Source organism: Pseudoalteromonas sp. T1lg21, from assembly GCF_002964625.1.
Classification (GTDB): Bacteria; Pseudomonadota; Gammaproteobacteria; order Enterobacterales; family Alteromonadaceae; genus Pseudoalteromonas; species Pseudoalteromonas gelatinilytica.
On sequence record NZ_PQBX01000004.1, the window covers coordinates 205,600 to 229,351 of the forward strand.

15 protein-coding genes and 1 pseudogene are annotated in these 23,752 nt (G+C 40.8%); 9 read left to right on the forward strand and 7 right to left on the reverse strand.

Annotation, left to right across the window (positions count from 1 at the left end; translation table 11 throughout):
- Nucleotides 1-9: 9 nt before the first annotated feature.
- From C2M25_RS03495 to trxB, 3 genes are all read right to left on the reverse strand, one after another.
- Nucleotides 10-714, reverse strand: coding sequence for an arginyltransferase (locus tag C2M25_RS03495; RefSeq protein WP_105180408.1), 705 nt, complete (start codon nt 712-714; stop codon nt 10-12).
- A complete protein-coding gene (gene aat / locus C2M25_RS03500) occupies nt 707-1,423 on the reverse strand; it encodes a leucyl/phenylalanyl-tRNA--protein transferase (RefSeq protein ID WP_105174021.1) in 717 nt (238 codons plus the stop codon). Before aat ends, C2M25_RS03495 begins: the two co-directional genes overlap by 8 nt.
- Nucleotides 1,424-1,528: 105 nt before the next feature.
- A complete protein-coding gene (gene trxB, locus C2M25_RS03505; RefSeq protein ID WP_105174022.1) occupies nt 1,529-2,479 on the reverse strand; it encodes a thioredoxin-disulfide reductase in 951 nt (316 codons plus the stop codon).
- A gap of 288 nt (nt 2,480-2,767) precedes the next feature.
- Here trxB and pssA point away from each other — a divergent pair, with 288 nt between their 5' ends.
- Entirely contained in the window at nt 2,768-4,093 is a 1,326-nt protein-coding gene (pssA, locus tag C2M25_RS03510; protein ID WP_105174023.1) for a CDP-diacylglycerol--serine O-phosphatidyltransferase, read from the forward strand.
- A 60-nt stretch (nt 4,094-4,153) separates the two neighbouring features.
- On the opposite strand, the gene C2M25_RS03515 is transcribed toward pssA, so the two are convergent.
- Entirely contained in the window at nt 4,154-4,897 is a 744-nt protein-coding gene (locus C2M25_RS03515) for a YciK family oxidoreductase (RefSeq protein WP_063706185.1), read from the reverse strand.
- 228 nt (nt 4,898-5,125) lie between these two features.
- On the opposite strand from C2M25_RS03515, the gene C2M25_RS03520 reads away from it, so the two are divergent.
- Entirely contained in the window at nt 5,126-7,558 is a 2,433-nt protein-coding gene (locus tag C2M25_RS03520) for a VolA/Pla-1 family phospholipase (protein WP_105180409.1), read from the forward strand.
- 114 nt (nt 7,559-7,672) lie between these two features.
- On the forward strand, nt 7,673-8,689 hold the full coding sequence (gene sohB, locus C2M25_RS03525; protein WP_063705721.1) for a protease SohB: 1,017 nt from the start codon (nt 7,673-7,675) through the stop codon (nt 8,687-8,689).
- A gap of 63 nt (nt 8,690-8,752) precedes the next feature.
- Here sohB and C2M25_RS03530 read toward each other — a convergent pair whose 3' ends face one another.
- Nucleotides 8,753-10,084 carry a dicarboxylate/amino acid:cation symporter gene (locus C2M25_RS03530; protein ID WP_105180410.1) on the reverse strand — a complete coding sequence of 444 codons (1,332 nt, stop codon included), beginning with the start codon at nt 10,082-10,084 and terminating at the stop codon, nt 8,753-8,755.
- Between the two features lie 192 nt (nt 10,085-10,276).
- Here C2M25_RS03530 and C2M25_RS03535 point away from each other — a divergent pair, with 192 nt between their 5' ends.
- The 4 genes and pseudogenes from C2M25_RS03535 to C2M25_RS21680 all read left to right on the forward strand — a co-directional run.
- The gene (locus C2M25_RS03535) at nt 10,277-13,702 is read left to right on the forward strand and encodes a hypothetical protein (RefSeq protein WP_105180411.1); all 3,426 of its coding nucleotides are present in this window, start codon (nt 10,277-10,279) and stop codon (nt 13,700-13,702) included.
- Nucleotides 13,703-14,010: 308 nt separating this feature from the next.
- Complete coding sequence (topA, locus tag C2M25_RS03540) at nt 14,011-16,671, forward strand: type I DNA topoisomerase (protein WP_105174028.1); 2,661 nt, start codon at nt 14,011-14,013, stop codon at nt 16,669-16,671.
- Nucleotides 16,672-16,806: 135 nt separating this feature from the next.
- Nucleotides 16,807-17,262: a carboxymuconolactone decarboxylase family protein gene (locus tag C2M25_RS03545; protein WP_105180412.1), complete on the forward strand. Its 456-nt coding sequence runs from the start codon at nt 16,807-16,809 to the stop codon at nt 17,260-17,262.
- A gap of 74 nt (nt 17,263-17,336) precedes the next feature.
- Nucleotides 17,337-17,459, forward strand: a pseudogene (locus tag C2M25_RS21680) (YrhK family protein); the annotation flags it as partial.
- Between the two features lie 65 nt (nt 17,460-17,524).
- Here C2M25_RS21680 and C2M25_RS03550 read toward each other — a convergent pair.
- Nucleotides 17,525-17,767, reverse strand: coding sequence for a hypothetical protein (locus C2M25_RS03550; protein ID WP_063705707.1), 243 nt, complete (start codon nt 17,765-17,767; stop codon nt 17,525-17,527).
- Nucleotides 17,768-18,005: 238 nt separating this feature from the next.
- Here C2M25_RS03550 and C2M25_RS03555 point away from each other — a divergent pair, with 238 nt between their 5' ends.
- Nucleotides 18,006-18,554 carry a TIGR00645 family protein gene (locus C2M25_RS03555; RefSeq protein WP_105180413.1) on the forward strand — a complete coding sequence of 183 codons (549 nt, stop codon included), beginning with the start codon at nt 18,006-18,008 and terminating at the stop codon, nt 18,552-18,554.
- 60 nt (nt 18,555-18,614) lie between these two features.
- Here the strand turns inward: C2M25_RS03555 and C2M25_RS03560 are convergent, their stop codons facing one another.
- Nucleotides 18,615-20,240 carry an alpha-glucosidase family protein gene (locus C2M25_RS03560; RefSeq protein ID WP_105180414.1) on the reverse strand — a complete coding sequence of 542 codons (1,626 nt, stop codon included), beginning with the start codon at nt 20,238-20,240 and terminating at the stop codon, nt 18,615-18,617.
- A gap of 682 nt (nt 20,241-20,922) precedes the next feature.
- On the opposite strand from C2M25_RS03560, the gene C2M25_RS03565 reads away from it, so the two are divergent.
- The gene (locus C2M25_RS03565; protein ID WP_063705700.1) at nt 20,923-23,712 is read left to right on the forward strand and encodes a TonB-dependent receptor; all 2,790 of its coding nucleotides are present in this window, start codon (nt 20,923-20,925) and stop codon (nt 23,710-23,712) included.
- The last annotated feature ends 40 nt before the right edge of the window (nt 23,713-23,752 follow it).

Below are 23,752 nucleotides of genomic sequence, written 5' to 3' on the forward strand. Positions count from 1 at the left end.
TTTTGTAAATTAAATCGCCAACCACTCATCGCCAATATGCTTTTGTGCAGGCAAAAATTGGGTTTTATATTTCATTTTGTTGCATTCGTCGATTTGATATCCCAAATAGACAAATTGTTTTGCTTGTTGTTTAGCAAACTGAATTTGCTCCATGATCATGATGCTCCCAATACTGTAGTGTTCATAATCTGGGTCAAAAAATGTGTAAATCGCTGAGATAGCGTTATGCATGCAATCGGTTACTGCAACGGCGACTAACTTATCGTCATCTCGTAACTCAATAAATGTGACAGGTAACCACTGGCAAAACAAAAAACTTTCGTATTGGCTCTGATCAGGTGGGAACATTGAGCCATCTTGATGCCTTTGGGTGATATATTTGCAGTATAACGGGTAGTATTCTGCGCGCTCGTATTCACTATAACTAACGGTGAAAACTTTTTTTGCTTTATTTAATTTGCGCTTTTGCGATTTAGAAGGAGTAAATTGTTGGGCTAATACGCGCACTGAATTACACGCATTACAAATAGGGCAATGAGGACGATAGATTTGGTCGCCACTGCGTCTAAAACCCAGCGCTAATAATTGCTCAAATTTATCAGGGCAATAGCAACTTGGATCGAGTATAACAAGTAGCTGTTCCTGACGATCGGGTAAGTAACTGCAATCAAATTGCTGGCTTAAACCAAGCCTAGCGGGTAAGTGCTCAGTCATAAATATTAATCAACTCTTGCGGTTGCCACATGTCTTTTTTAGGCACAAAACTGTGCGCTAACTTAAGTCTAGTTAAAAATTCTCCGCGTGGGATAACTTTTGCACCTAAAGTGATTAAATATGGGTTTTCTAGTTGGCAATCAATAAAATACGCTTGATGTTTCTTTAGCCAATTGACTAACGCCCACATCGCCAGTTTTGAGCCGTTACTAATATTATGAAACATTGACTCACCACAAAATATACCGTTTTGCATGATGCCATACAGACCTGCAACGAGTTCATCTTCGTGCCATATTTCAAGGCTGTGTGCGACACCTTGATGGTGTGCTTCGATGTAGGCATGCATCATTTGCTCTGTGATCCACGTCCCTTCAGCATCAATACGTTGTTCACGACACGCATTGATAACGTGGGCAAATGCGTGATTTATGGTGACACGTACAGGAAAACGCTTTAAATACTTTTTTAAACTGCGGCTGACATGAAATTCATCGAGTTCAATAATACCGCGCATACTCGGTGACCACCACATGATGGGCTCATAATCACTAAACCAAGGAAAAACGCCGGTTTGGTAGGCATTTTTAATTCGTTCTACTGATAAATCTCCGCCAATTGCCAACAGGCCATCGGGCTCATCAAGGGCGAGTTCTGGGTCTGGAAAATCAACACTCTCGGGCGAGAGTTGGTAAAGTTGCTTGATCATATCAGCGGTATCATTGTTATTTACTCTGATTTTAACAAAATTTTAGCTATAAAAAAGGGGCTGTTTTGCAACAGCCCCTAGTATTTAGTGCTTTAGATCAACTAACTATAGGTTATCTAAGAAACGTTCTGCATCAAGTGCAGCCATACAACCCGTACCCGCAGAAGTAATTGCTTGACGGTAGATGTGATCACACACATCACCTGCAGCAAACACCCCAGGTACACTTGTTTGTGTTGCGTTACCGTTTAAGCCAGACTCAACAACTAAATAGCCATCTTTCATTTCAAGCTGGCCTTCAAACATATCAGTGTTAGGCTTATGGCCGATTGCAATGAACACACCGGCAAGATCTAGGTTTTCTGTCTCTTCAGTATCAGTTGCTTTGATACGGATGCCTGTTACACCCATTTCGTCACCAAGCACTTCATCCAAAGTACGGTTGTAATGAAGAACAACATTACCGTTTGTCGCTTTTTCGTTTAAACGATCAGCTAAGATTTTTTCACTACGGAAGCTATCACGACGGTGGATAACATGCACTTCATCTGCAATGTTTGATAAATAAAGAGCCTCTTCAACAGCAGTGTTACCACCACCTACAACGGCTACTTTTTGACCGCGGTAGAAGAAACCATCACAGGTAGCACAAGCAGAAACACCACGACCTTGGAAGTTAGTCTCTGATTCTAAACCTAAGTATTTAGCTGACGCGCCGGTTGCGATAATTAATGCATCACATGTATACGTGCCAGAGTCACCTGTTAAAGTGAAAGGGCGTTTTGTTACATCAACTTTATTAATGTGGTCAAAAACGATTTCTGTTTCGAAACGCTCAGCGTGTTCTTTCATACGCTCCATTAACGCAGGGCCAGTTAAACCATGCGCATCGCCTGGCCAGTTTTCAACTTCAGTGGTTGTCGTTAATTGACCACCTTGTTGAATACCAGTAATAAGAACCGGGTTAAGGTTGGCACGTGCTGCGTATACCGCCGCTGTGTACCCCGCAGGGCCAGAACCTAAGATTAATAGTTTACAGTGTTTTGCGTCACTCATGGTTTTTCCTAAAAACGTTTCAATACGATGTCTATGCGCCCGATTCTAAGAAAAACAAGGCGGATGTAAACAAAAGCGCTGATTATTTTTTTAGTCAAATCGCTAAGCTGTCAAATAATCCTTACTGATTATAATTTAAATGCTTCTTTTTGCTTATAAAGTGAGCTGTTCGTGAATTGTTATGTGATCTAAGTACGGTAATTCATGACCAAGCAATAATTTTTTGATATGTTTTAGCTAATTTTGATATTAGCTCGCGGTATGAGCTAACTAAACGAACAGGCAATTATGGTATTTTGGCAGGAAAAGCCCGCTTTTGGGCTGACTACAGAAGACGTTCAAGTCTTAACAAATGCAAAAGAGTATCGCACTGAACTATTGCGTCTAATTGGTTCAGCAAAAAATAGAATTTATATTACCGCTTTGTATTTACAAGATGATGAAGCTGGCCGTGAAATTTTAACTGCATTACATCAAGCCTCGCTTGCTAACCCTGAGTTAGAAGTTAAAGTGCTGGTCGATTTCCACCGTGCTCAACGAGGTTTGATTGGCGCAGCAAAATCTGATGGCAATGCCAGCATGTATTGTGATTTTCAAGAGCAGTATCAATCAAATGTGAAAGTACATGGTGTTCCTGTTAAAGCGAAAGAGCTTTTCGGGGTACTGCATCTAAAAGGCTTTGTGATTGATGATACATTATTATACAGCGGCGCGAGTTTAAATAATGTATATCTGCAGCAAGATGACCGTTATCGCTTAGACCGTTATTTTTTAGTTCATCAAGCAGGCTTATGTAACTCGGTTATCGATTTTATCGAAACCCATCTTTTAAGTTCAGCGGCGGTCCCACGGATTGATACGCGACCACTTATTAAATTTAATGATATTAAAGTCGCCCAAAAACAATTGATGCGTGAATTAAAATCGGCAAGTTATGAAAGTGCTGCAGAAGCGAGTGCTGGTGAGCTGGGTGTGCGCTTATTCTTAGGTTTAGGTCGCCGAAGTAATAAACTGAATCGTTTAATCAAATCGTTATTTGATACCACAGAGCAAGAACTTGTTCTTTATACCCCTTACTTTAACTTTCCAGCGCCTTTAATGCGCTCATTACGTCGTTTATTAAAACAGGGTAAGCAAGTAACTATTGTGGTAGGGGATAAAACAGCAAACGATTTTTATCTGCCGCCAAGTGAACCATTTAGTAAGATTGGTGCATTACCTTATTTATACGAAACGATTTTGTATAAATTTTTAAAGTCACAGAAACGCCATATCAATAATGGTAATTTGAATGTTTATCTTTGGAAGCATGAAAGTAATTCTTTTCACTTAAAAGGGATTTGCGCTGATAAACGTTTGCATTTATTAAGTGGCCATAATCTAAATCCGCGTGCATGGGGCTTAGATATTGAAAACGGTATTTTAATTGACGACCCTAAGCAGCACATTCTTGAGCAAATTGAACAAGAAAAGCAGGCTATTTTACAGCATTGTCGTCGCTTAACTGGTCCACAAGACTTAGAAACGATGGATGATTATCCTGCACCGGTTAAAAAACTGTTGGGGCAGGCTAAACGTGTGAAAGTTGATTTTATTATCAAACGTTTTATTTAATCGGAAATTAAAAAAGCAGCGAAAGCTGCTTTTTTTGTGTTTAGATATTAGCTATCTACTTTACTTCTGTTGAGCATCTAAAGACTGGCCGTTCACTTCTTTAGAGTCGTCGCTCATCAAGTATAAATAAGTCGGCATTAAATCTTCAGGTGTTGCTAACTTATCTCTATCTTCACCAGGGTATGCTGATGCACGCATCGATGTGCGAGTAGCACCTGGGTTAATACAGTTTACGCGAATATTAGTTTTACCCACTTCACAAGCCCACGTTTGCATCATGCCTTCAACAGCAAATTTTGAGATTGCATATGCACCCCAGTGTTCGCGGCCTTTGCGACCCACACCAGATGAAGTAAAAATAACAGATGCACTATCTGATTTACGAAGCAGTGGAAACATGAATTTGGTGATCATAGCTTGTGCGGTTACATTCACTTTCATGATGTTTTCAAATGTTGATACACAGAAGTGCTCAAGCGGACCTAATGAACCTAAGATACCTGCGTTATTAAGTAATCCATCTAACTTACCAAACTGCATTTCGATGGTTGCAGCTAGATCACGGTAGTTTTGTTTAGTGGCACCTTTTAAATCCATCGGCACGATGGCCGGTTGCGGGTAGCCCGCGTTTACGATTTCGTCATAAACACATTCAAGTTTATTGGTTGTTTTTCCTAGTAAAATAACAGTGGCACCATGCTTTGCATAAGTTAATGCGGCAACACGACCAATGCCGTCACCAGCACCTGTTATTAAAATTACTTTGTCTTTTAGCGCATTCTCTGCGGCTGTATAAGTATGCATAAACGTACCATCGATTAGATTTTTCATCATTTTACCATAGCAAAAAGCCAAGTTATCGAATTTATTGCAAATTAAGGTGGCGAAAATTGAAACTTTACGTTAACTTTAACTGGTCTAATGTCTTATTAATAATCTAATTACATTAAATTAACTTAGAATAAAGGTAGTAGAATAACTACTTTTAACCCTGAACACACAATAACAATAAGATTTGCGCGGAGCGAAATTATGAAAAAACTGCTACTCTCACTAGCCATTGCGTCAGCCATTACTGGCTGTGGTGGAGGAGAAACATTAGAAGATGTTAAAAATGATAATCCTCCTGTTCTCCCAACCGCGACAGTAAAATTTGACCCAGCGAACAGTGTAATCTCAGTACCGAATGATTTACTGATGAGTGGTACCCTTGATGGTACTTTAAACATACCGGGTGAATTAGACGACAACAATGTCAGCGTTGAACGCGCAGCCTATGCCGATCCACAACTGGCACTGGGCGCGCTTGATGGCTGGTCAACACAAACTCCGTTTAAAATCGATTTAACTTTCCCTGCGGGGATCTCTCTTGATATGACATCTGCTGCTTCACCAGGCGCTGTGCGTATTTTTGAAGTTGTAATGGGTGCAAGCCAAACAGATGAAACTTGCTCGCAAGTCCCAGCAGGTATTGCTTGTAAACTAGTGTCTGAATTAACCTTTGGCGTAGACTTCGTCACTCAAGGTTCTGGTGATGCAGTAGCTGTGATCCCACTTAAACCATTTAAAGCTGGCAGCACTTACATTAATGTTTTGACAACATCATTAATGGACTCAGAAGGTCGTTCAATCGAGCCATCTTCAACATATGCGCTAGTGAGCGAAGAGACAACGCTTATTACTGATTCGCAAAAGTCACTTCAAGCAGTTATCAATAGCTATGAAGATGCAGTGACATCGGGCGGTGCCATCACAAAAGATGAAATTATCTATTCTGCTGCGATGACTATGCAATCTGCAGGTCAAGTGCTTGGCACAGTAAAGCAACTTCTTGCTGCAAGTTTAACGCAAGATGCACTTCCAACGCCAATGGTGCAAATTCCTGAGCAACCAGTTATTACAGTTGAGCAAGTATTCGCATCGCAAGGTATTACCGGTGTGTCACCTGTATTTGGTGGTGTGCAATATCAAAAGGGTAGCGTGATGTTACCTATGTATTTAGCCACACCAACCGGCAAAACGGTTGCCGATTTATCTGCAACGTATTGGCAAGGTCTCTGTGACAGTGGTGTAGCTGTATTAGGTTATGCAGCAGCAGCGGGTGATTCATTCCCAACAGACCCTATTAGCGAAACTGATGGCCTTTGTATGGCGTTAAGTGGTGGCAAGTTACGTGATTTAGGCTTAGATCAAACTAAACACCTAACTAAGTACAACACAATTCCAAAAACACAAAGTATCGCTAATGTGCCAGTGCAAATTACCAAACCAATTTTACCTGTGATCAATGCAGTGCGAGCTCAGCTTGGCTTAGACGCATTAAGCATGCCTGAGACAGGCTGGCCTGTTGTTATCCTTCAGCACGGTATTACTTCTAAAAAAGAAGATATGTTAGCAATTACAGCGCAGCTAACACTGCAAGGCTTTGCAACAGCAGCAATTGATCACCCTATGCATGGCGAGCGTGGTGTTGATGTAGATGGTGACGGTACTGATGATTTTAATGCTTCTACAGGTTCTGTATTAAGCTATATGAATTTACAGTCGTTATTAGTAGCGCGTGATAGCTTACGTCAGTCAGTTGCAGATTTACTTGGTTTACGCTTAGGTCTTAACTTTACAGGTGCTGCTGATTTAAATGCACAAGATGTATCATTCTTAGGTCATTCATTGGGCTCGGTAGTTGCTCCAGCATTTGTTGCTGTGACTAATGCACCGCTTGCTGACCAAGTTGATCCAATGTTTAACGTGAAAAGTGTGGCACTTGCCAGTGGTGGCGGTGGTATCGCAAGCTTCTTAATTGAGTCAAATACATTTGGTCCATTTGTACAAGGATCTGTATTACTTGCTGCGGGTATTGATGAGTCAGCTGAGTTTGGTGCCTATACTCAAAATGAAGCATTATCAAACTGTGGTGCGCTTGCTGCTAATCAAACCGCGTTCGTTACATGTGCCTATAAAGAATATATTGGCGCGTTAACGGTTGCGGGTGAAACTGCAAAACTTGCAAATATTCAAAGTGTGATCACTCAGTTTGCTTTTGCTGCGCAAACAGCCCTTGATAGTGGTGATCCATCTAACTATGCATCATCTGTTGCAGCGCTTGGCACGCCAGTGTACATGAGTGTAGTGGTTGGCGATGGTGCTAACAACAATGCTGATATGGTTATTCCACCAACAGTATCAAGCAACCCAATTGCTGGTAGCTTACCTCTTGCTAACCTAATGGGTTTATCAACCGTTGCTGAAACACAAGGCCCGACAGCTGATGCAATGAGCTATGTGGTTAAATTCACTAAAGGCCATCACAGCTCAGTGTTAACACCTGTTGCAACCGCTGATTCTGGTGCGACTGCTGAAGAAAGTGCTGCGGCAACTGCAGAAATGCAATTGCAAATCGCGACGTTCTTAGCAAGCCGTGGTCAATATCTTCAGGTTACCAACCCAGAAGTTGTTACAGAATAATCGAAACCTTACTAATTAAGTAAAACCAATTAAGTAAAAAGCCACTTTATGTGGCTTTTTTTTACTTTAAAGCGTGGTAAATTGTGCCGATGCATTAATAAATGGAGAGTTTGATTGGAATTTTTATATGAATATGGGTTATTTTTTGCAAAGACCCTCACATTTGTCATCGCACTTGCGGTGATTGTAGCCATTATCATGGGCGCTGCAGTAAAACCCAAAGCAAAGAAAGGGGAGATAACAATTGATGATTTGAGTGAGCAACTTGATGACTTAAAACAAAGCTTTATAGCAAATACCCTTTCCAAAAAAGAGCTCAAGGCTCACCAAAAACAGCAAAAATCTGAAGCAAAAAAACAGCACAACGACGAGCCAAAATCACGTTTGTATGTAATTGATTTTAATGGCAGTGTTGATGCCCACGAAGTAGAAAGTCTACGAGAAGAAATTACCGCTATTTTAACCATCGCTGACAAAGAAAAAGATCGCGTGCTGGTACGCCTTGAAAGCGGCGGCGGTGTGGTTCATGGCTATGGTCTGGCGGCATCTCAACTACAACGCTTACGCAATGCTGGCATTCATTTAACTGTTGCGATTGATAAGGTTGCGGCAAGTGGGGGCTATATGATGGCCTGTGTGGCCAATGAGATAGTGGCGGCACCTTTTGCAATTGTTGGCTCGATTGGCGTAATTGCGCAAATTCCTAACTTTCATAAAATTTTGAAAAAGAATGATGTGGACTTTGAGCAAATTACAGCAGGTGAGTACAAGCGTACGTTAACTATTTTTGGTGAAAATACCGAAAAAGGCCGTGAAAAATTCAAAGAAGAAATTGAACAAACCCATGGTTTATTTAAAACCTTTGTTAGTGAGCAGCGTCCGTCTCTTGATATTGATACTGTTGCAACCGGTGAGCATTGGTTTGCTACACAAGCATTTGATAAAGGCTTAGTTGATAAGATTGATACCAGTGATGATATTTTATTGAGCCAAGCGAAAGAGCGTCAAATCTATAAAGTGAAGTACCGTATTAAGAAGAATTTAAGCGATAAGCTTGCCGTAGGTTTAAGTTCAGGGGTAAGTAAAGCGGGTGTTAGTTTAATGTCTCGCTTAAAAGGCTTAAACCCATAATCCAGCACTATCAATAAAAAACCCGCTAACTTAGCGGGTTTTTTATTGGCTGCGAATAAGTCTTTACTTAATTGACTTATGATAGTCCTCTAAATCTTTAGCGGCATTTGGGTCGTTAAATACGTCCTCATCAAATTCACCTTCAGATTTTGCGACCACGCAGGTCACCATACAGTCACCTGTTACGTTAACAGCTGTTCGTGTCATATCAAGTAAGCGGTCAACACCAATGATGATTGCAATTCCTTCTACAGGCAAGCCTACTTGGTTTAACACCATGGCTAACATAATAAGGCCGACACCTGGCACACCTGCAGTACCAACAGAGGCAAGTGTTGCAGTTAAAATAACCATTAAGTAATCAGAAATTGTTAAGTCAACTGAAAATACTTGTGCGATGAACACGGTCGCAACACCTTGCATAATTGCTGTGCCGTCCATGTTAATGGTTGCGCCTAAAGGTACAGTAAACGAAGCAACTGAGTTGTGCGCACCTAATTTCTTGCTCGCAGTTTCAAGGGTAATAGGCATAGTTGCACTTGAGCTAGATGTACTAAATGCAAATAGACAGGCGTTTTTCATCTTCTTTAAAAACATCACAGGGTTAAGACCAGTGAACATTTTTAATAGCACACTGTAATTAACAAAACCGTGGAATAATAACGCGAATACTACTACACCGAAGTATAAAGCAAGGCTTTTAATTAAATTTAGGTCAATGGTAGTAAATAGTTTAGCCATCAAGAAGAAGACACCATAAGGTGCAATGTTCATCAGTAGGGTAACAAGTTTTAAAATTACTGTGTTTAAGTCTTCGAATACACTTGCAACACGTTGACCTGCTTTACCACTTAGGGCCATAGCAACACCAAACAGTAATGCAAAAACAATAACCTGTAACATGTTACCACTTGCCATAGCGTCAATAGGGTTTGTTGGGAACATACCAATAATAACTTGTGCAAGGGTCGGTGCTTCTTTTGCACTGTAGTTAGCATCAGAAGGTAAGTTAATGCCCTCACCAGGATTAACTAATAAGGCTAAAGTAATAGCAACAGTAATGGCGATTGCTGTTGTCGCTAAATAAAGCAAAATAGACTTACCACCTAAACGGCCTAATTTTTTAGGGTCACTTAAGCTACAAGTACCACAGACTAATGATACAAAAACCAGTGGCACGACAAGCATTTTTAAGCTTGCAATGAAAATTTGGCCACCAACATGGAAAATACCATCAACAAAAAATGCTTTAATTGGTAAAGAGAATAACCCTAGTGGAATAAGGAAATCGTCTTCACCCGCTAAAATGGCTTGGAAGATAAAACCAACGATTACACCCAGTACCATACCTACCATGATACGAGATGTAAGGCTTAAAGATCGTACTTTTGACATACACCCAGACTATTTTTTTATAAATTTTGTCATAGACTACCAGCATGAAGATTTTTATACAGAAAAATTCGATAAATAGTGAAATAAATTCGTTGCCTTTAAAGGAAAAAAATTATGATCTTCGTTTAATTTTTAGGTTAATATTAGGTAAACAATCAAATAAGTAAAAAATAGCTAACTAGGGAGAGGTCGATGCCTTTATTGCGATGGCTAAGTGTTTTAGTTTTCATCTCATTGTTAGCCGCCTGTGGCGGTGGTGGATCATTAGACAGTGATTCATCAGACGGAGATGATGGCACAACCGTAGAGACAAACTATGTTGTGTCTGTTCAGGGTTACAGCCAATCAACGACGGAAACAGCGAATGCAGTTACAGCAGACGCACCGTTAACCATTTCGGCAACACTCACTAACAATGATGAAGCCGTAGTTGGTGCTGTAATTAACTTTAGCCTCAATGGCGATATCGGTTTACTAGATCCTGTTTCTGGTACCGACCTAACCGATACAGACGGTGTGGCATCTATTACGTTAACTGCGGGCGATACTGCTGGTGCGGGGATTGTTACTGCAACATATGTAATCGACAGTGAAACCTACACTGATACCTTTGGATTTACTTCCGATGGCTCTGAAACCGATGACTCAAGTGTCAGTGGTAGTGTGACTCTTAGCTTGAACATCGTAGATAGTTCAGGCCAGCCATTCTCCCTTGATAACCCAGTAAGCAAAGATAACAAGGGTACGGTTACAGCGACTTTACTTGATGATGATACGCCACTGGATGGGCAACTTATTTCATTTACTACGAACTATACAGGTAAAATCACGCCTGTATTGGGCACTGCTTTAACGGACGAAAACGGTGAGGCATACGTTACACTTAGTAGTGGTGACTCTAAAGGCGCAGGACAAGTTGTAGCTACTTACACAGATGAAAGTGGTAACAGCATTACAAAAGTAGCTGGGTTTATTTCAAATGGTGATGATGCGCCTGTCGAAAGTGCTGAAGCTGAACTTGATATTAAATTACTTCAAGGTTGTGCGACTGATTGGGACGCTAATCGCAGTACAACATCTCTTGAAACGACTTACTTAACGTCAGGTTGTACGGTTGTAAATCAGTTCTCATCTGACGAACTAATCGATGTCATGGTCAAAGTAACTGATACAAGCTCGGGTGACGGTATCGACGGTATTATTGCTGAGCTTTCGACTGATCTTGGTGGTTTATTACCAGAATCAGGTAAAGCGCTAACGGATAACTTTGGTTTTGCCATTTTAAAATTACAGCCTGGCGCAAACAGTGGTGCGGGCGAGGTTACTGTGACTGCTAAGTCTGTGACTTCTTCAAAAGCATTTGAAATTGCAACAGCTGAGTTGAGCGTTGAAATTTCAAATGGTCTATATAATAAGCTAGATGACTCAGGTAATGTTATTGATGACGAATTTGTGCCGCTTGCTGCAGGTGCGACAACTGTCATCACGGTTACAATTTACGATGCATCAGGTGATTTATATGTTTCGCCTCTTGATGTTGAGTTCACTTCAGGGTGTGTTGAGTCAGATTTATCTGTAATGGATGAAACCGCAACCAGTATTAGCGGCATTGCAACAGCAACATACAGAAGCAACGGCTGTAACACTTCGCAGGGTGATACAGTAACGGCGACAGTATTAACTGGTGGTACGCCAAAAGTGGTATCAGTAAATGTGCCAGTATCGGCTGCTGAAGTAAGCGCAATCGAATTTGTAGAAGCGTCTGCTAATGTGCTTGCATTAAAAGGCACGGGTGGTGTGTCACGCCAAGAAACAAGTCAACTTACATTTAAACTTACTGATGCGATTGGTAATGTAGCAAAACAAAAACGTTTAGATTTTCGTTTAAGTTCGACCAATGGTGGTATTTCTCTCTCTGAAGTTACCGATGCAAGCGGTTACTCGCATGCTAGTGTGTCAACTGACTCAGAAGGCTTAGCGCGCATCCAAATTAACTCTGGTTTTGTGCCGCAAGCAGTGCGTGTACAAGCTTGTTATATTCCTGATGATCAAATCCCAACGGATCAAAACAACAATGTGACCTGTTGGAAAGAGCTTTATGACGAATGTCTTCTAGATGAAGCAGACCGTGATAGCAATGTATCATGTCCGACAGGGGAACTTTCGTTAGTTGCACTTGATGAGCAAGTAACCAGCGTGTCAGATCTTGTTTCAATCAGCTCTGGCTTACCTGATGGTAATAGCTTTACTGCTGGCCCAGAAATCATCAACATTGAAGCATTAAATTACATTGGTGATACTACGGATATTTCGGTTTATGTTGCAGACCACTTTAATAACCCAGTACCAGATGGCACGTCGGTTTATTTAACGACTGAAGGTGGCGCTGTAGGGACATTAGATGGTGAGGAGTTTAATCCTCAACTTGAATGTAACACGGTTGATGGTGCGTGCGTTGCACAGTGGCGTTCACAAAATCCGATTCCATTTAGCGAAGATAAATGGGGCAACAAAATAAATAGCACTAATCCAAAAACAAGTGCAATTAACTGCGACCTTTATTTTGGTGTGGCAGCACCTTGTATGGCGGGCATTTTAAATGCCGCGTTTGATGACGATGGTGTACCGCTCGGTGGTCGTGCAACAGTTCTCGTAACGGCAAAAGGTCAAGAGTCATTTATCGACATTAATGGTAATGGTCGTTTTGACAAAAATGAATATTATAGTGGTTATGACTTACCAGAAGCCTTTGTTGATCATAATGAAAATGGTGTTTATGATGGCTTAGCAGCAATTTATGATCCTGTTACAGCAACGATTACAAAGGCTGCTGAAAACTGCCAAGAAGGTGATGCAAGCGACCCATGTAGCGCAACGAACACAAATGCAGGTCATACTGAAGAGAACTTCGATATTGACTTAAATGAGATGCATACACTTGCTGATGGTAAGTATAACGGCCTTGAGTGTTCTGAAGATGCGACAGAGCCAGATGAAGATGCAACATTTGAAAGTTTATGTACAAAAGAGCTAATTGATGTTCGTGATTCGTTTGAGATCATTATGTCAGGGAGCTTTGCATACAGTCGCTTCGTGGTAACAAAAGATGAGCTTCGAAATCGCTTTGCTGAAGCACTCGCTGAAACAACAGAGGACGATCCAACTGTATTTACAGATAATGCAATGCAACTTGCTGTGGATATTGAGAACTGTAGTACAATTTATCGACAAGCAGATACTCAGTCAGGTGCAATTATCGCTCGTTTAGAAACGACAGCGAATACTGACTACTGTGATTTAGGCTCTATTAACATTACTACCGCTGATTCGGGTAATCAGTTAGCAGCACTGAGCTTTGAGATTTATTTCTCTGATATTTATAACAATCCAATGCCATCTGGTACAGCGGTTGCAATTAGTGCAGATAATGGTGATTACAGTGGTACATCTGGTTTTGATATAGGTAATACAAGCCGAACAACAGCGACTGGGGTTGCCCTTACGATTAGCCGTGAAGCTGATCCAAATGATAAAACAGATGGTTTCTTAACAGTTGAATTCACAACAGGCAAAGACAATGTTTCAACTGCTACAATAGCAATAAGTGACGATGGCTAATAAGTAGTTATTTGTTTAAATTTAAAAAAATGCCAACCAGAAGGTTGGCATTTTTGTTGCTGTTCTATATATTCCCCTTGAAATTACCGCAAAACACCACATTGACTAAATTAGCAACAAAAATTGTTTAATTATTCACTCAATGAAGAAAAGTTTCGATTAAAAGCTTGTAACAATTGGTGTTTGTAGATATACCTATAAATATTCGTGCTCCAATGTTAAAAAATCATACTTATTTGTTTAATGTGATGGATATACATTTATAAGGGCAAAAAACTTTTAAAATATTCGGTCAGAAATAGGCAACTATGGGCAAATCACTTGTAATTGTAGAGTCTCCAGCAAAGGCAAAAACAATTAATAAATACTTAGGTAACGATTTCATCGTAAAGTCCAGCGTTGGACATGTGCGTGATCTACCAACTTCAGGTTCGGGCAAAACGAAAACTGCAGCAACAAAAACGCCTGCAGAAGTTCGAAAAATGTCACCAGAAGAAAAAGCTGCCTATAAAAAGCAACGCGATTATAAAAATCTTGTTGCCCGTATGGGTATTGATCCTGAAAAAGGTTGGGAACCGCATTACGAAGTCTTACCGGGCAAAGAGAAAGTTGTTCAAGAATTAAAAAAACTTGCTGAAAACGCCGATAAAATCTATCTCGCAACCGATTTGGATAGAGAAGGGGAAGCGATTGCATGGCACCTCGAACAAATTATCGGTGGCGAGCCTGAAAAGTATAAGCGAGTTGTTTTTAACGAAATAACTAAAAATGCAATTCAACAGGCATTCGAAACACCGGGTGAACTAAACACTGACATGGTCTACGCACAGCAAGCGCGTCGTTTCCTTGACCGTGTAGTGGGCTTTATGGTGTCGCCATTACTGTGGGCTAAAGTTGCGCGTGGTTTATCAGCAGGTCGCGTGCAATCGGTAGCAGTGCGTTTGCTTGTTGAGCGAGAGCGTGAAATTAAAGCATTTATTCCAGAAGAGTTTTGGGATGTGCATGCCGATGTAAAAAATAGCGAAGCTGCACTTCGCTTAGAAGTGACTAAACACGCTGATAAGGCTTTTAAGCCTGTAAATGAAGCACAGGCAATGTCTGCCGTTAATGAACTTGAAAAAGCCCAGTACAAGGTCATTAGCGTTGAAGAAAAGCCAAGTAAAAGTAAACCAAGTGCACCATTTATTACCTCAACCATGCAACAGGCAGCAAGTACACGCCTAGGTTATGGTGTTAAGAAGACCATGATGTTGGCACAACGCTTATATGAAGCGGGTCACATTACTTATATGCGTACCGACTCAACAAACCTATCGAAAGATGCTGTTGAAATGTGTCGTGATTACGTGACAGAGCAATTTGGTGAAAAGTATTTACCAAAAGCCCCAATTAGTTATAGCTCTAAAGGCAATGCGCAAGAGGCGCACGAAGCGATTCGTCCTTCAAGCGTTACCGTGCTGTCTGGTCATTTAGACGGCGTTGAAGCGGATGCTAAAAAACTGTATGAACTTATTTGGCGTCAGTTTGTTGCTTGCCAAATGGTACCAGCTGAATATGACCTAACCACATTAACGGTAGGCGCAGGTGATTATCAGTTAAAAGCAAAAGGTCGTGTACTTCGCTTTGATGGTTGGACAAAAGTTCAGCCAGCTGTTCGTAAAAAGAATGAAGAAGACCAGTCGCTGCCTGCGGTTAAAGAGGGTGAAGTACTCACATTAGTGGAGTTAGACCCTAAACAGCACTTTACAAAGCCACCTGCACGTTTTAGTGAAGCAAGCTTAGTTAAAGAATTAGAAAAACGTGGTATTGGTCGCCCTTCTACGTATGCATCAATCATTTCAACGATTCAAGACCGTGGTTATGTACGCGTTGAAAATCGCCGTTTCTTCGCTGAAAAAATGGGTGAGATTGTTACAGACCGCTTAGTCGAAAACTTTGAAGATCTGATGAACTTTGATTTTACCGCTAAGATGGAAGGTCGTCTGGATGATATCGCAGAAGGTGAGCGCGTATGGACACAAGTACTCGATAAATTTTATGCAGACTTTTCAACTCAGCTGGAAATTGCTTCAGGTGATGAAGAGCAAGGGGGGATGCGTCAAAACCAAATGGTTGAGACAGATATCGACTGTCCAACCTGTGGCCGTAAAATGGGTATTCGTACCGCCTCAACGGGTGTGTTCTTAGGTTGTACGGGGTATAACTTACCACCTAAAGAGCGTTGTACAACAACCATGAATTTGGTGCCTGGTGATGAAGCGATTGCTGCCGATGTTGAAGATGTTGAAACAGAATCATTGATGCAAATGAAGCGTTGTCCAATCTGTGAAACGGCAATGGATTCATACTTAATTGACGAAACGCGTAAATTGCATGTGTGTGGTAATAACCCAGCATGTAAGGGTTATATCGTTGAACAAGGTACCTTTAAAATTAAAGGTTACGACGGCCCAATTATCGAATGTGATAAATGCGGTTCAGATATGCAGTTAAAATCAGGTCGTTTTGGCAAGTACTTCGGCTGTAGTAATGAAGAATGTAAAAATACACGTAAATTACTTAAAAACGGTGAAGCAGCGCCGCCAAAAGAAGACCCAGTTCATTTACCAGAACTTGAGTGTGAAAAGTCAGAGGCATATTTTGTACTGCGTGATGGTGCGTCAGGTATTTTCTTAGCGGCAAATACCTTCCCTAAATCACGTGAGACACGCGCACCTAAAGTGGAAGAGCTGAAGCGATTTAAAGACCGTATCTCTGAAAAGTTTTATTATCTAGCTGATGCGCCAACACAAGATCCTGATGGCAACCCATCAATTGTTCGTTACAGCCGCAAAAATAAAGAGCAGTATGTAATGAGTGAAGTTGATGGCAAAGCGACAGGTTGGACCGCTCACTATCAAAGTGGTAAGTGGGTAGAAGAGAGTAAAAAGAAAGCGCCAGCTAAGAAAAAAGCCCCGGCTAAGAAGTAAATTTACCTTCATATCGAAAGGGATTGCAGTTGCAATCCCTTTTTTGTTTTTATCTCCTGCGAATGTCGTTTTTTACCAATCTTTGCTTTTAGGCTGTTGTTATTGTGTCATCAACATCAAGACAGGAGATTTAAAATGCAAACACGTTTATCACAACAGCAAGTATATTCACTTAACCCTGGCCTCGTTAAGCACTTAACAGGGCTGAGCACACTGCCAGAAGGTACAAATATAACCGCGAAGCTCGCTGATTTAGTCAGACTCAGAGTATCGCAAATTAATGGCTGTGGTTTTTGTCAGCATATGCACTCAGCAGAGCTCAGAAGCCATGATGAACGTCAACAGCGACTAGATGTACTGGCAGCGTGGCGAGAAGTACCAGTATTCTCACAAGAAGAAGTAGCTGCACTCGCCTGGGCTGAGTCATTAACAAATATTATTGATAAGCATGTTGAAAATGATGTGTACAATCAAGTGTCGGCTATCTTTAGCGAAAAAGATATCGTGGCCCTAACGACGGTTGTATTAGAGATAAACAGCTGGAATCGTATAGTTAAAGCGTTTCACTTTATCCCTGAATTAACAGAATGAGGAAAGGAATATGAAGTTTACACTTGCCCCCTAAGGTCAACGCGTTAGTCAATATCACATAAGCATGTGCGTTTTTCTTCGGCATTACTTTATTTTTACCTTCATTTATAGAGTACGCCACAGTCGGTGTGGTGTTATTCATGATAGGTTCGTTATTATTTTTATTAAGTGCTGTGGCAGATTTTAATAGCCATTAAAATAAAAAACCGGAGCGCACATCATTGTGTCATTCCGGTTTTTTCTTATTCTTTCAAACGTCTAATTAGATTTGTACGTCTGTTACTTTTTTATAGCCTTCAGCTTCAAGCTCATCGTTTACACATTTTAAAACGTATGGCTTTAATTCTTCGTTGCTGATGTCATCATCTTTCGCCCAGTTTAAACACATTTCAGTGTATTCTTTGATCATTTCAGCTGATGCTTCAGGTGCTTCGTTAGCGATTGCATTTGTTGCAGACACACTTAAAACAGGTGCCAAAATTAGTGCTAGCAATGCTTTTTTCATTTAATTATTCCTAATCAACAAAATTAATTATTACCGGCTAAATTGCACAGTAATGGTGCGCAATGTGTATCTCACTTTGCTTGAGTGAATTTATAAACTAAATCTCTAAAAAAGATAACGAAATTTTTTTATCGTAAAGATAAGCAAAAAATCAGCGTTGTTTTAGCCTACAATGCTGGTAAAAGCGTTTTGTTTCCACGTATTATCTCGTTAATTTTAAAGGAAAGAGATTTTAGTTATGTCTGAACAAGTGACTCATTCAAAAATAAAGAAAGTACCAACCAAGCTAGAGCAAATTGTTGAGAGTTTTATTTTTCGTTCGCGTTGGTTATTAGCACCATTCTTTATTGGCTTATTAGTCGCTGTGGTATTACTGCTGCTAAAGTTTTTTAAATACTTGTACAGCATGGCCTTAAATACGTTTATTGCGTCAAATCAAGAGCTTTTGGTTGGCATTTTAACCTTGGTTGATACTGCGCTTTTAGCTGGGCTCTTGCTGATCATTATTTTTAGTGGTTACGAAAACTTTGTTTCAAAGTTGAATATAGAAAACCACGAAGATAGACCGGTGTGGATGGGGAAGGTTGGTTTCTCAGGCCTTAAGATGAAATTAATAAGCGCTATTGTCGCAATATCGGCTGTGGAGCTTTTAAAAGTGTTTATTAGCTCAAACAACCATTCAACAGATGAGCTACTCTGGAAGGTGTTAATACATGTCACGTTTGTGGTGTCGGGCGTGTTATTTGCACTAACAGATTACATTAATAGTAAAACCATGAACCACTAATACCACGATTAGTCATAAAAAAGCCCTGCATTGCAGGGCTTGGTTTTTAACAACTGATGATTAATTCAGGGTTGCATAAAAACAACCGAACCCGGGCAGAGTGACTGTATTATTGTTTAAATCAGCTGTGTGATGAGAAATCTCAGTATGCTGTGAAGACACAGAATCAGAGAGTGTTAGCTCGCTAGTATCAGCACTTAAATTGAAAGCGCAAAGCATTTTAACGTCGCCAAGTGTTCTATAAAAAGCAAGCACTGGCTCTTGCGTGTTCAAAAACTCAATATCGCCTTCAAGCAGTACGTCTTTATCTTTACGCCATGCCATAAACTCACGATACGCATTCAGGATTGAATCTTTATCTTGATCTTGTGCGCTAACAGCAACGGCTTTGTGTGCATCGCCTACAGGTAACCAAGGTTTTACTGTAGAGAAACCTGCTTGTTCAGGATCCGTTGCATCCCATGGCATTGGTGTACGACAACCGTCACGGCCTTTAAAGTTTGGCCAGAATGTAATGCCGTATGGGTCTTGTAAGTCTTCAAATGCGACTTCAGCTTCACCTAAACCAAGCTCTTCACCTTGGTACATACACACGCTGCCACGTAAAGACGCTAACAGGGCTGTAAGCATTTTACATTGCTGCGGATTGATAGTGTTCTCTTTACTCCAGCGGCTAGCAACACGCTCTACGTCGTGGTTACTGAATGCCCAACATGGCCAGCCTTCAGTCATGCGTTGCTCAAGAGTACTCACTGTTGTACGAATATATTCAGCGCTATAGTCGTTAGTCAGTAGCTCGAAGCTATAACCCATGTGAAGTTTGTCACCACCTGATGTGTACTCAGCCATGGTTGCAAGTGAATCTTCAGATGAAATCTCACCTAATGCAACTGTGCCAGGGTACTTGTTTAGTAGGGCACGAATGTCCTGCATAAAACTCAGGTTCTCAGGTTGCGTATTATTGTAGTAGTGATACTGGAACGCATATGGATTGTCTTCGCTAAAGCCACGGCCTTGACGCTTTTCAGGTGGCTTAGCAGGATTATCACGTAATTGGGCATCGTGATAGCAAAAGTTAATTGCATCTAAACGGAAGCCATCAACGCCTTTTTTAAGCCAAAACTCAACATTGTCTAATACAGCTTTGCGAACTTCAGGATTATGGAAGTTTAAATCTGGCTGCTCAGCAAAGAAGTTATGTAAGTAATATTGACCACGGCGCGGTTCCCATTGCCATGCAGGGCCACCAAAAATAGATAACCAGTTATTTGGTTGTGTACCGTCTGGTTTAGCATCTGCCCACACGTACCAATCGGCTTTGTCGTTGGTTTTGTCTTCACGGCTATCAAGGAACCATTGATGTTGATCTGAGGTATGGCTCAATACCTGATCAATAATGATCTTGATATCACGTTGGTGCGCTTGCGCGATAAGTTCATCAAAATCATCAAGATTACCAAACAATGGGTCGATATCACGATAGTCACTGATGTCATAACCAAAGTCTTTCATTGGTGATTTAAAGAAAGGTGAAACCCAAATAGCATCAACACCTAGGCTTTTAATATAATCAATGCGATCAATGATACCTTTGATATCACCAATGCCATCGCCATTGGTGTCTTGGAAACTGCGCGGATAAACTTGATAAATAACCGCACCTTTATACCACTGCTTTTGAGCCATGTTTTTCTCCATCGTGACACTCAGTGTGTGTAAACTGTTAGGCAACCACTACTGTATATGTTGCCGGAATGTCAAAAGCATACGTGAAGGGTGAGATACTGTAAAAACTCTGCATACGTATGCACGCCAAATTCATCGTTGACCTCAGTAAAATTTATTAGCTTGATTTAAAATTAAACAACACGAATTTAGCATCTTAAAATTTACCAATTAGCAATATAGCCGTCGCATTACAATGCAAAATGCCAGCTTGGTGCATAATATAGCTGGCTTACACCACAATGGTGCAACGCCGTTATTGGTAAGACCAATTATCATTGGTATAGCCTTGTACCTATTGCTGTTGCGTTAAGTCGCCAATATACCGAGATAAATGACTTAGCACCTATCTATGTAGCCAAAATGGGAGCAAAAATATAGCGAAATTGTTTCATTACTATTAATTTACACTGAAAATTTGATAAATCATTTATATTCAATTGCTTAGTTGGTGCTTTTGTAAAGATGTTGTTAATTTTTGTAATGTTCGACTACGCTGAATACGTATGCATAAATTTGTTAAGAAAATAATCAGAGCGTTAATATTCAATTCGACAACAAAATCAGTCAGCGAATTACAGCTATTATGTAAATGAATAACTGCAACACGTTGGCATTACAATTTGGGTAATGGGAAAACATCATGTCTATGTTCAAACCAAGTATATTAACTCTGGCTTTAACAGCCGCAGGTTTAAATAGCTTTGTAGCGTATGCTGCAGAAGAAGACCAAAAAGCAAAAAACGATAACGTTGAAGTTATCGAAGTAAAAGGTTTTCGTGGCAGTGTTGTAGAATCTATTAATACTAAACGCTTCACGCCTGAAGTCGTTGAATCAATCTCAGCAGAAGATATCGGTAAATTACCTGATTCATCAATTGCAGAATCAATCGCACGCCTTCCTGGTTTAACAGCACAACGTCTAGACGGTCGAGCTAGCCGTGTAAGTGTTCGTGGTTTCAGTGAAAACGAAAGTGCAACAACATTCAACGGTCGTGAGCAAGTATCAATCGGCGACAACCGTGGCGTTGAATTTGACCTTTACCCATCAGAAATTATGAGTGGCGTAACGGTATATAAAACACCAAGCGCAGGCATTGATGCTGAAGGTATCGCGGGTGTTATCGACATGCAAACTGTTAAACCTTTAAGTAAAGGTGAACAAGTTATCATGTTCAACGGTCAATACGAGCAAACGGGTTTTGATAAATTAAACCCAGACGGTGACGATAGCGGTTTCCGTGGTACGTTCTCATACATTGATCAATTTGCTGATGACACTATCGGTGTTGCATTTGCTTACAACACAATGAGCTCTCCAAACCAAGAAAAACGTTGGAACTCTTGGGGTTACCCTGAATTTACTGGTGATGACGGTAATACTTATTCAATTTTAGGTGGTGCTAAACCATTCGTTCGTTCATCGACTCTTGAGCGTGATTCAGCAATGCTAGTAATTGAAGCTGCGCCGAATGACCGTCTAAACATGACATTTGATGCTTTATATGTAGATTTCTCTGATGAGAAAATCTTACGTGGTATTGAAGTACCATTTGCTTGGGGCCAAGGTTCAATCGACCCAAGCTCAGCAGTAGTTGATGCTGACTCTGGTTTTATCACAAGCGCAGTAACAGAAGGACAACGTGTTGTTGTTCGTAATGACTACGAAGAACGTAACGCTGAGCTAACTCAGTTCGGTTTCAATGCAAAATATGACATCAGCGATGATTGGTCAGTAGAATTTGATGTAAGCCGCTCTGAAGTTGAACGTCAAATCTGGAGTATCGAAAGCTACTCAGGTACAGGCCGTGGTGATGCAAATGGTGTTGCTGACACAATTGGTTATGAATTTGACGGTGGTAACACAGGCGCGCAATTCAGCCACAACCTTGATTACAGTGATTACGACCTAATTCAACTTGGTGGTCCATTATCATGGGGTGCGAGTGCTGCTCTTAACGATAAATACGGCTTAACAGGTACTGAGTATCAAAACACAGCACAAGATGGCTTTATCAATGCACCAGAAATCAATGATGAACTAAGCACATTGAAACTTGCTGCAAGCAAAGTGCTTGATAACGCTTATATCAGCCGTGTGTCATTTGGTATGTCTTACCGTGACCGTGAGAAGAGCAAAGTGTCTGAAGGTTACTTCATGACATTAAAAGATTTCTCATTATCTAACCCGGGTATGTTATCAATCCCTGAGCAATACCGTTTAGGCACAGCGAGCCTTGACTTCATTGGTATGGGCAACATGGTTGCTTACGATACAAACGGTCTAGTAAACGATGGTTATTATAACCTTCTTCAAGAAAGCTTAACTGATTCAAAACACAAGACACAGTCTTGGACTGTACAAGAAGAAGTGACAGCGTTCTTTGCGCAAGCTGATATTAATGCTGAAATTGGTTCAATTCCTGTAACAGGTAACGTTGGTGTTCGTTATGTGAAAACTGAACAGTCTTCACAGGGCTATGCTGCTAACACAGTGGATGGTTTAGTTGTTGTATCTCCAACAGATGTAAGCCATGACTACAGCCATTTCTTACCAAGCATCAACTTATCGTTTGCCATTGATGAAGAGCAAACTGTTCGTTTTGGTGCAGCGAAAACGATTTCTCGTGCTCGCTTAGACGAAATGAACGCGTCAGTTAATGCGTCTTACAACCAGCAACCAGATAACAATGGTAACTACTGGAGTGTATCAGGCGGTAACCCAGAACTTGAGCCTAAAGAAGCAACAGGTTTTGATTTAAGCTATGAAAACTACTTCCATGAAGAAGGTTACTTTGCAGCTGCTGTATTCTATAAAGATATCACTCAGTGGATTTTCGATGGTTCTTACGAAATCGACATGAGCGGCGTAGCTGACCCATCGACTGGTGAGATCCCTGCAACTTCAACAGGTACGGGTTCTGGTAAAGTAAATGGTGGCTCTGGTGACCTATGGGGTTATGAGCTTTCATTAACACTACCATTCACTATGTTTAGTGAATCACTTGATGGTTTTGGTTTAATTGCAAGCCACACTGCTGTTGAGCAAGATATTACTGACCAAAATGGTAACGATTATGAGCTTCCTGGTCTATCTGACCAAATCGATAGCTTAACAGTTTACTTTGAGCGTAACGGTTTCCAAGCACGTACAAGCATGCGTAAACGTAGCGACTTTAAAGGTGACGTATACGGTCTAGGTTTTGCGACTACACAAGTTGACATTAAAGGCGAAACAATTTGGGATGCTCAAATTGGTTATGACTTTAGCGAAGGCGGTGTAGAAAGCCTTGACGGTTTATCTGTAACTTTCCAAGTACAGAACATCACAGAAGAGCCGTTCACTTCACTACAAGGTGATAACTCACTTCAAGTACGTGATTACCAAGACTACGGTCGTACATTCCTGTTAGGCTTCAGCTACAAGCTGTAATTGCTAAAACAGCGATAGAAAATTGCCCTTGTGATTTGTT

Excerpts from the sequence above, each read along its gene's own strand:
- C2M25_RS03495 (WP_105180408.1), bottom strand. The coding sequence starts at position 714 with ATGACTGAGCACTTACCCGCTAGGCTTGGTTTAAGCCAGCAATTTGAT.
- aat (WP_105174021.1), bottom strand. The coding sequence starts at position 1,423 with ATGATCAAGCAACTTTACCAACTCTCGCCCGAGAGTGTTGATTTTCCA.
- trxB (WP_105174022.1), bottom strand. The coding sequence starts at position 2,479 with ATGAGTGACGCAAAACACTGTAAACTATTAATCTTAGGTTCTGGCCCT.
- pssA (WP_105174023.1), top strand. The coding sequence starts at position 2,768 with ATGGTATTTTGGCAGGAAAAGCCCGCTTTTGGGCTGACTACAGAAGAC.
- C2M25_RS03515 (WP_063706185.1), bottom strand. The coding sequence starts at position 4,897 with ATGCATACTTATACAGCCGCAGAGAATGCGCTAAAAGACAAAGTAATT.
- C2M25_RS03520 (WP_105180409.1), top strand. The coding sequence starts at position 5,126 with ATGAAAAAACTGCTACTCTCACTAGCCATTGCGTCAGCCATTACTGGC.
- C2M25_RS03530 (WP_105180410.1), bottom strand. The coding sequence starts at position 10,084 with ATGTCAAAAGTACGATCTTTAAGCCTTACATCTCGTATCATGGTAGGT.
- C2M25_RS03535 (WP_105180411.1), top strand. The coding sequence starts at position 10,277 with ATGCCTTTATTGCGATGGCTAAGTGTTTTAGTTTTCATCTCATTGTTA.
- topA (WP_105174028.1), top strand. The coding sequence starts at position 14,011 with ATGGGCAAATCACTTGTAATTGTAGAGTCTCCAGCAAAGGCAAAAACA.
- C2M25_RS03545 (WP_105180412.1), top strand. The coding sequence starts at position 16,807 with ATGCAAACACGTTTATCACAACAGCAAGTATATTCACTTAACCCTGGC.
- C2M25_RS03550 (WP_063705707.1), bottom strand. The coding sequence starts at position 17,767 with ATGAAAAAAGCATTGCTAGCACTAATTTTGGCACCTGTTTTAAGTGTG.
- C2M25_RS03555 (WP_105180413.1), top strand. The coding sequence starts at position 18,006 with ATGTCTGAACAAGTGACTCATTCAAAAATAAAGAAAGTACCAACCAAG.
- C2M25_RS03560 (WP_105180414.1), bottom strand. The coding sequence starts at position 20,240 with ATGGCTCAAAAGCAGTGGTATAAAGGTGCGGTTATTTATCAAGTTTAT.
- C2M25_RS03565 (WP_063705700.1), top strand. The coding sequence starts at position 20,923 with ATGTCTATGTTCAAACCAAGTATATTAACTCTGGCTTTAACAGCCGCA.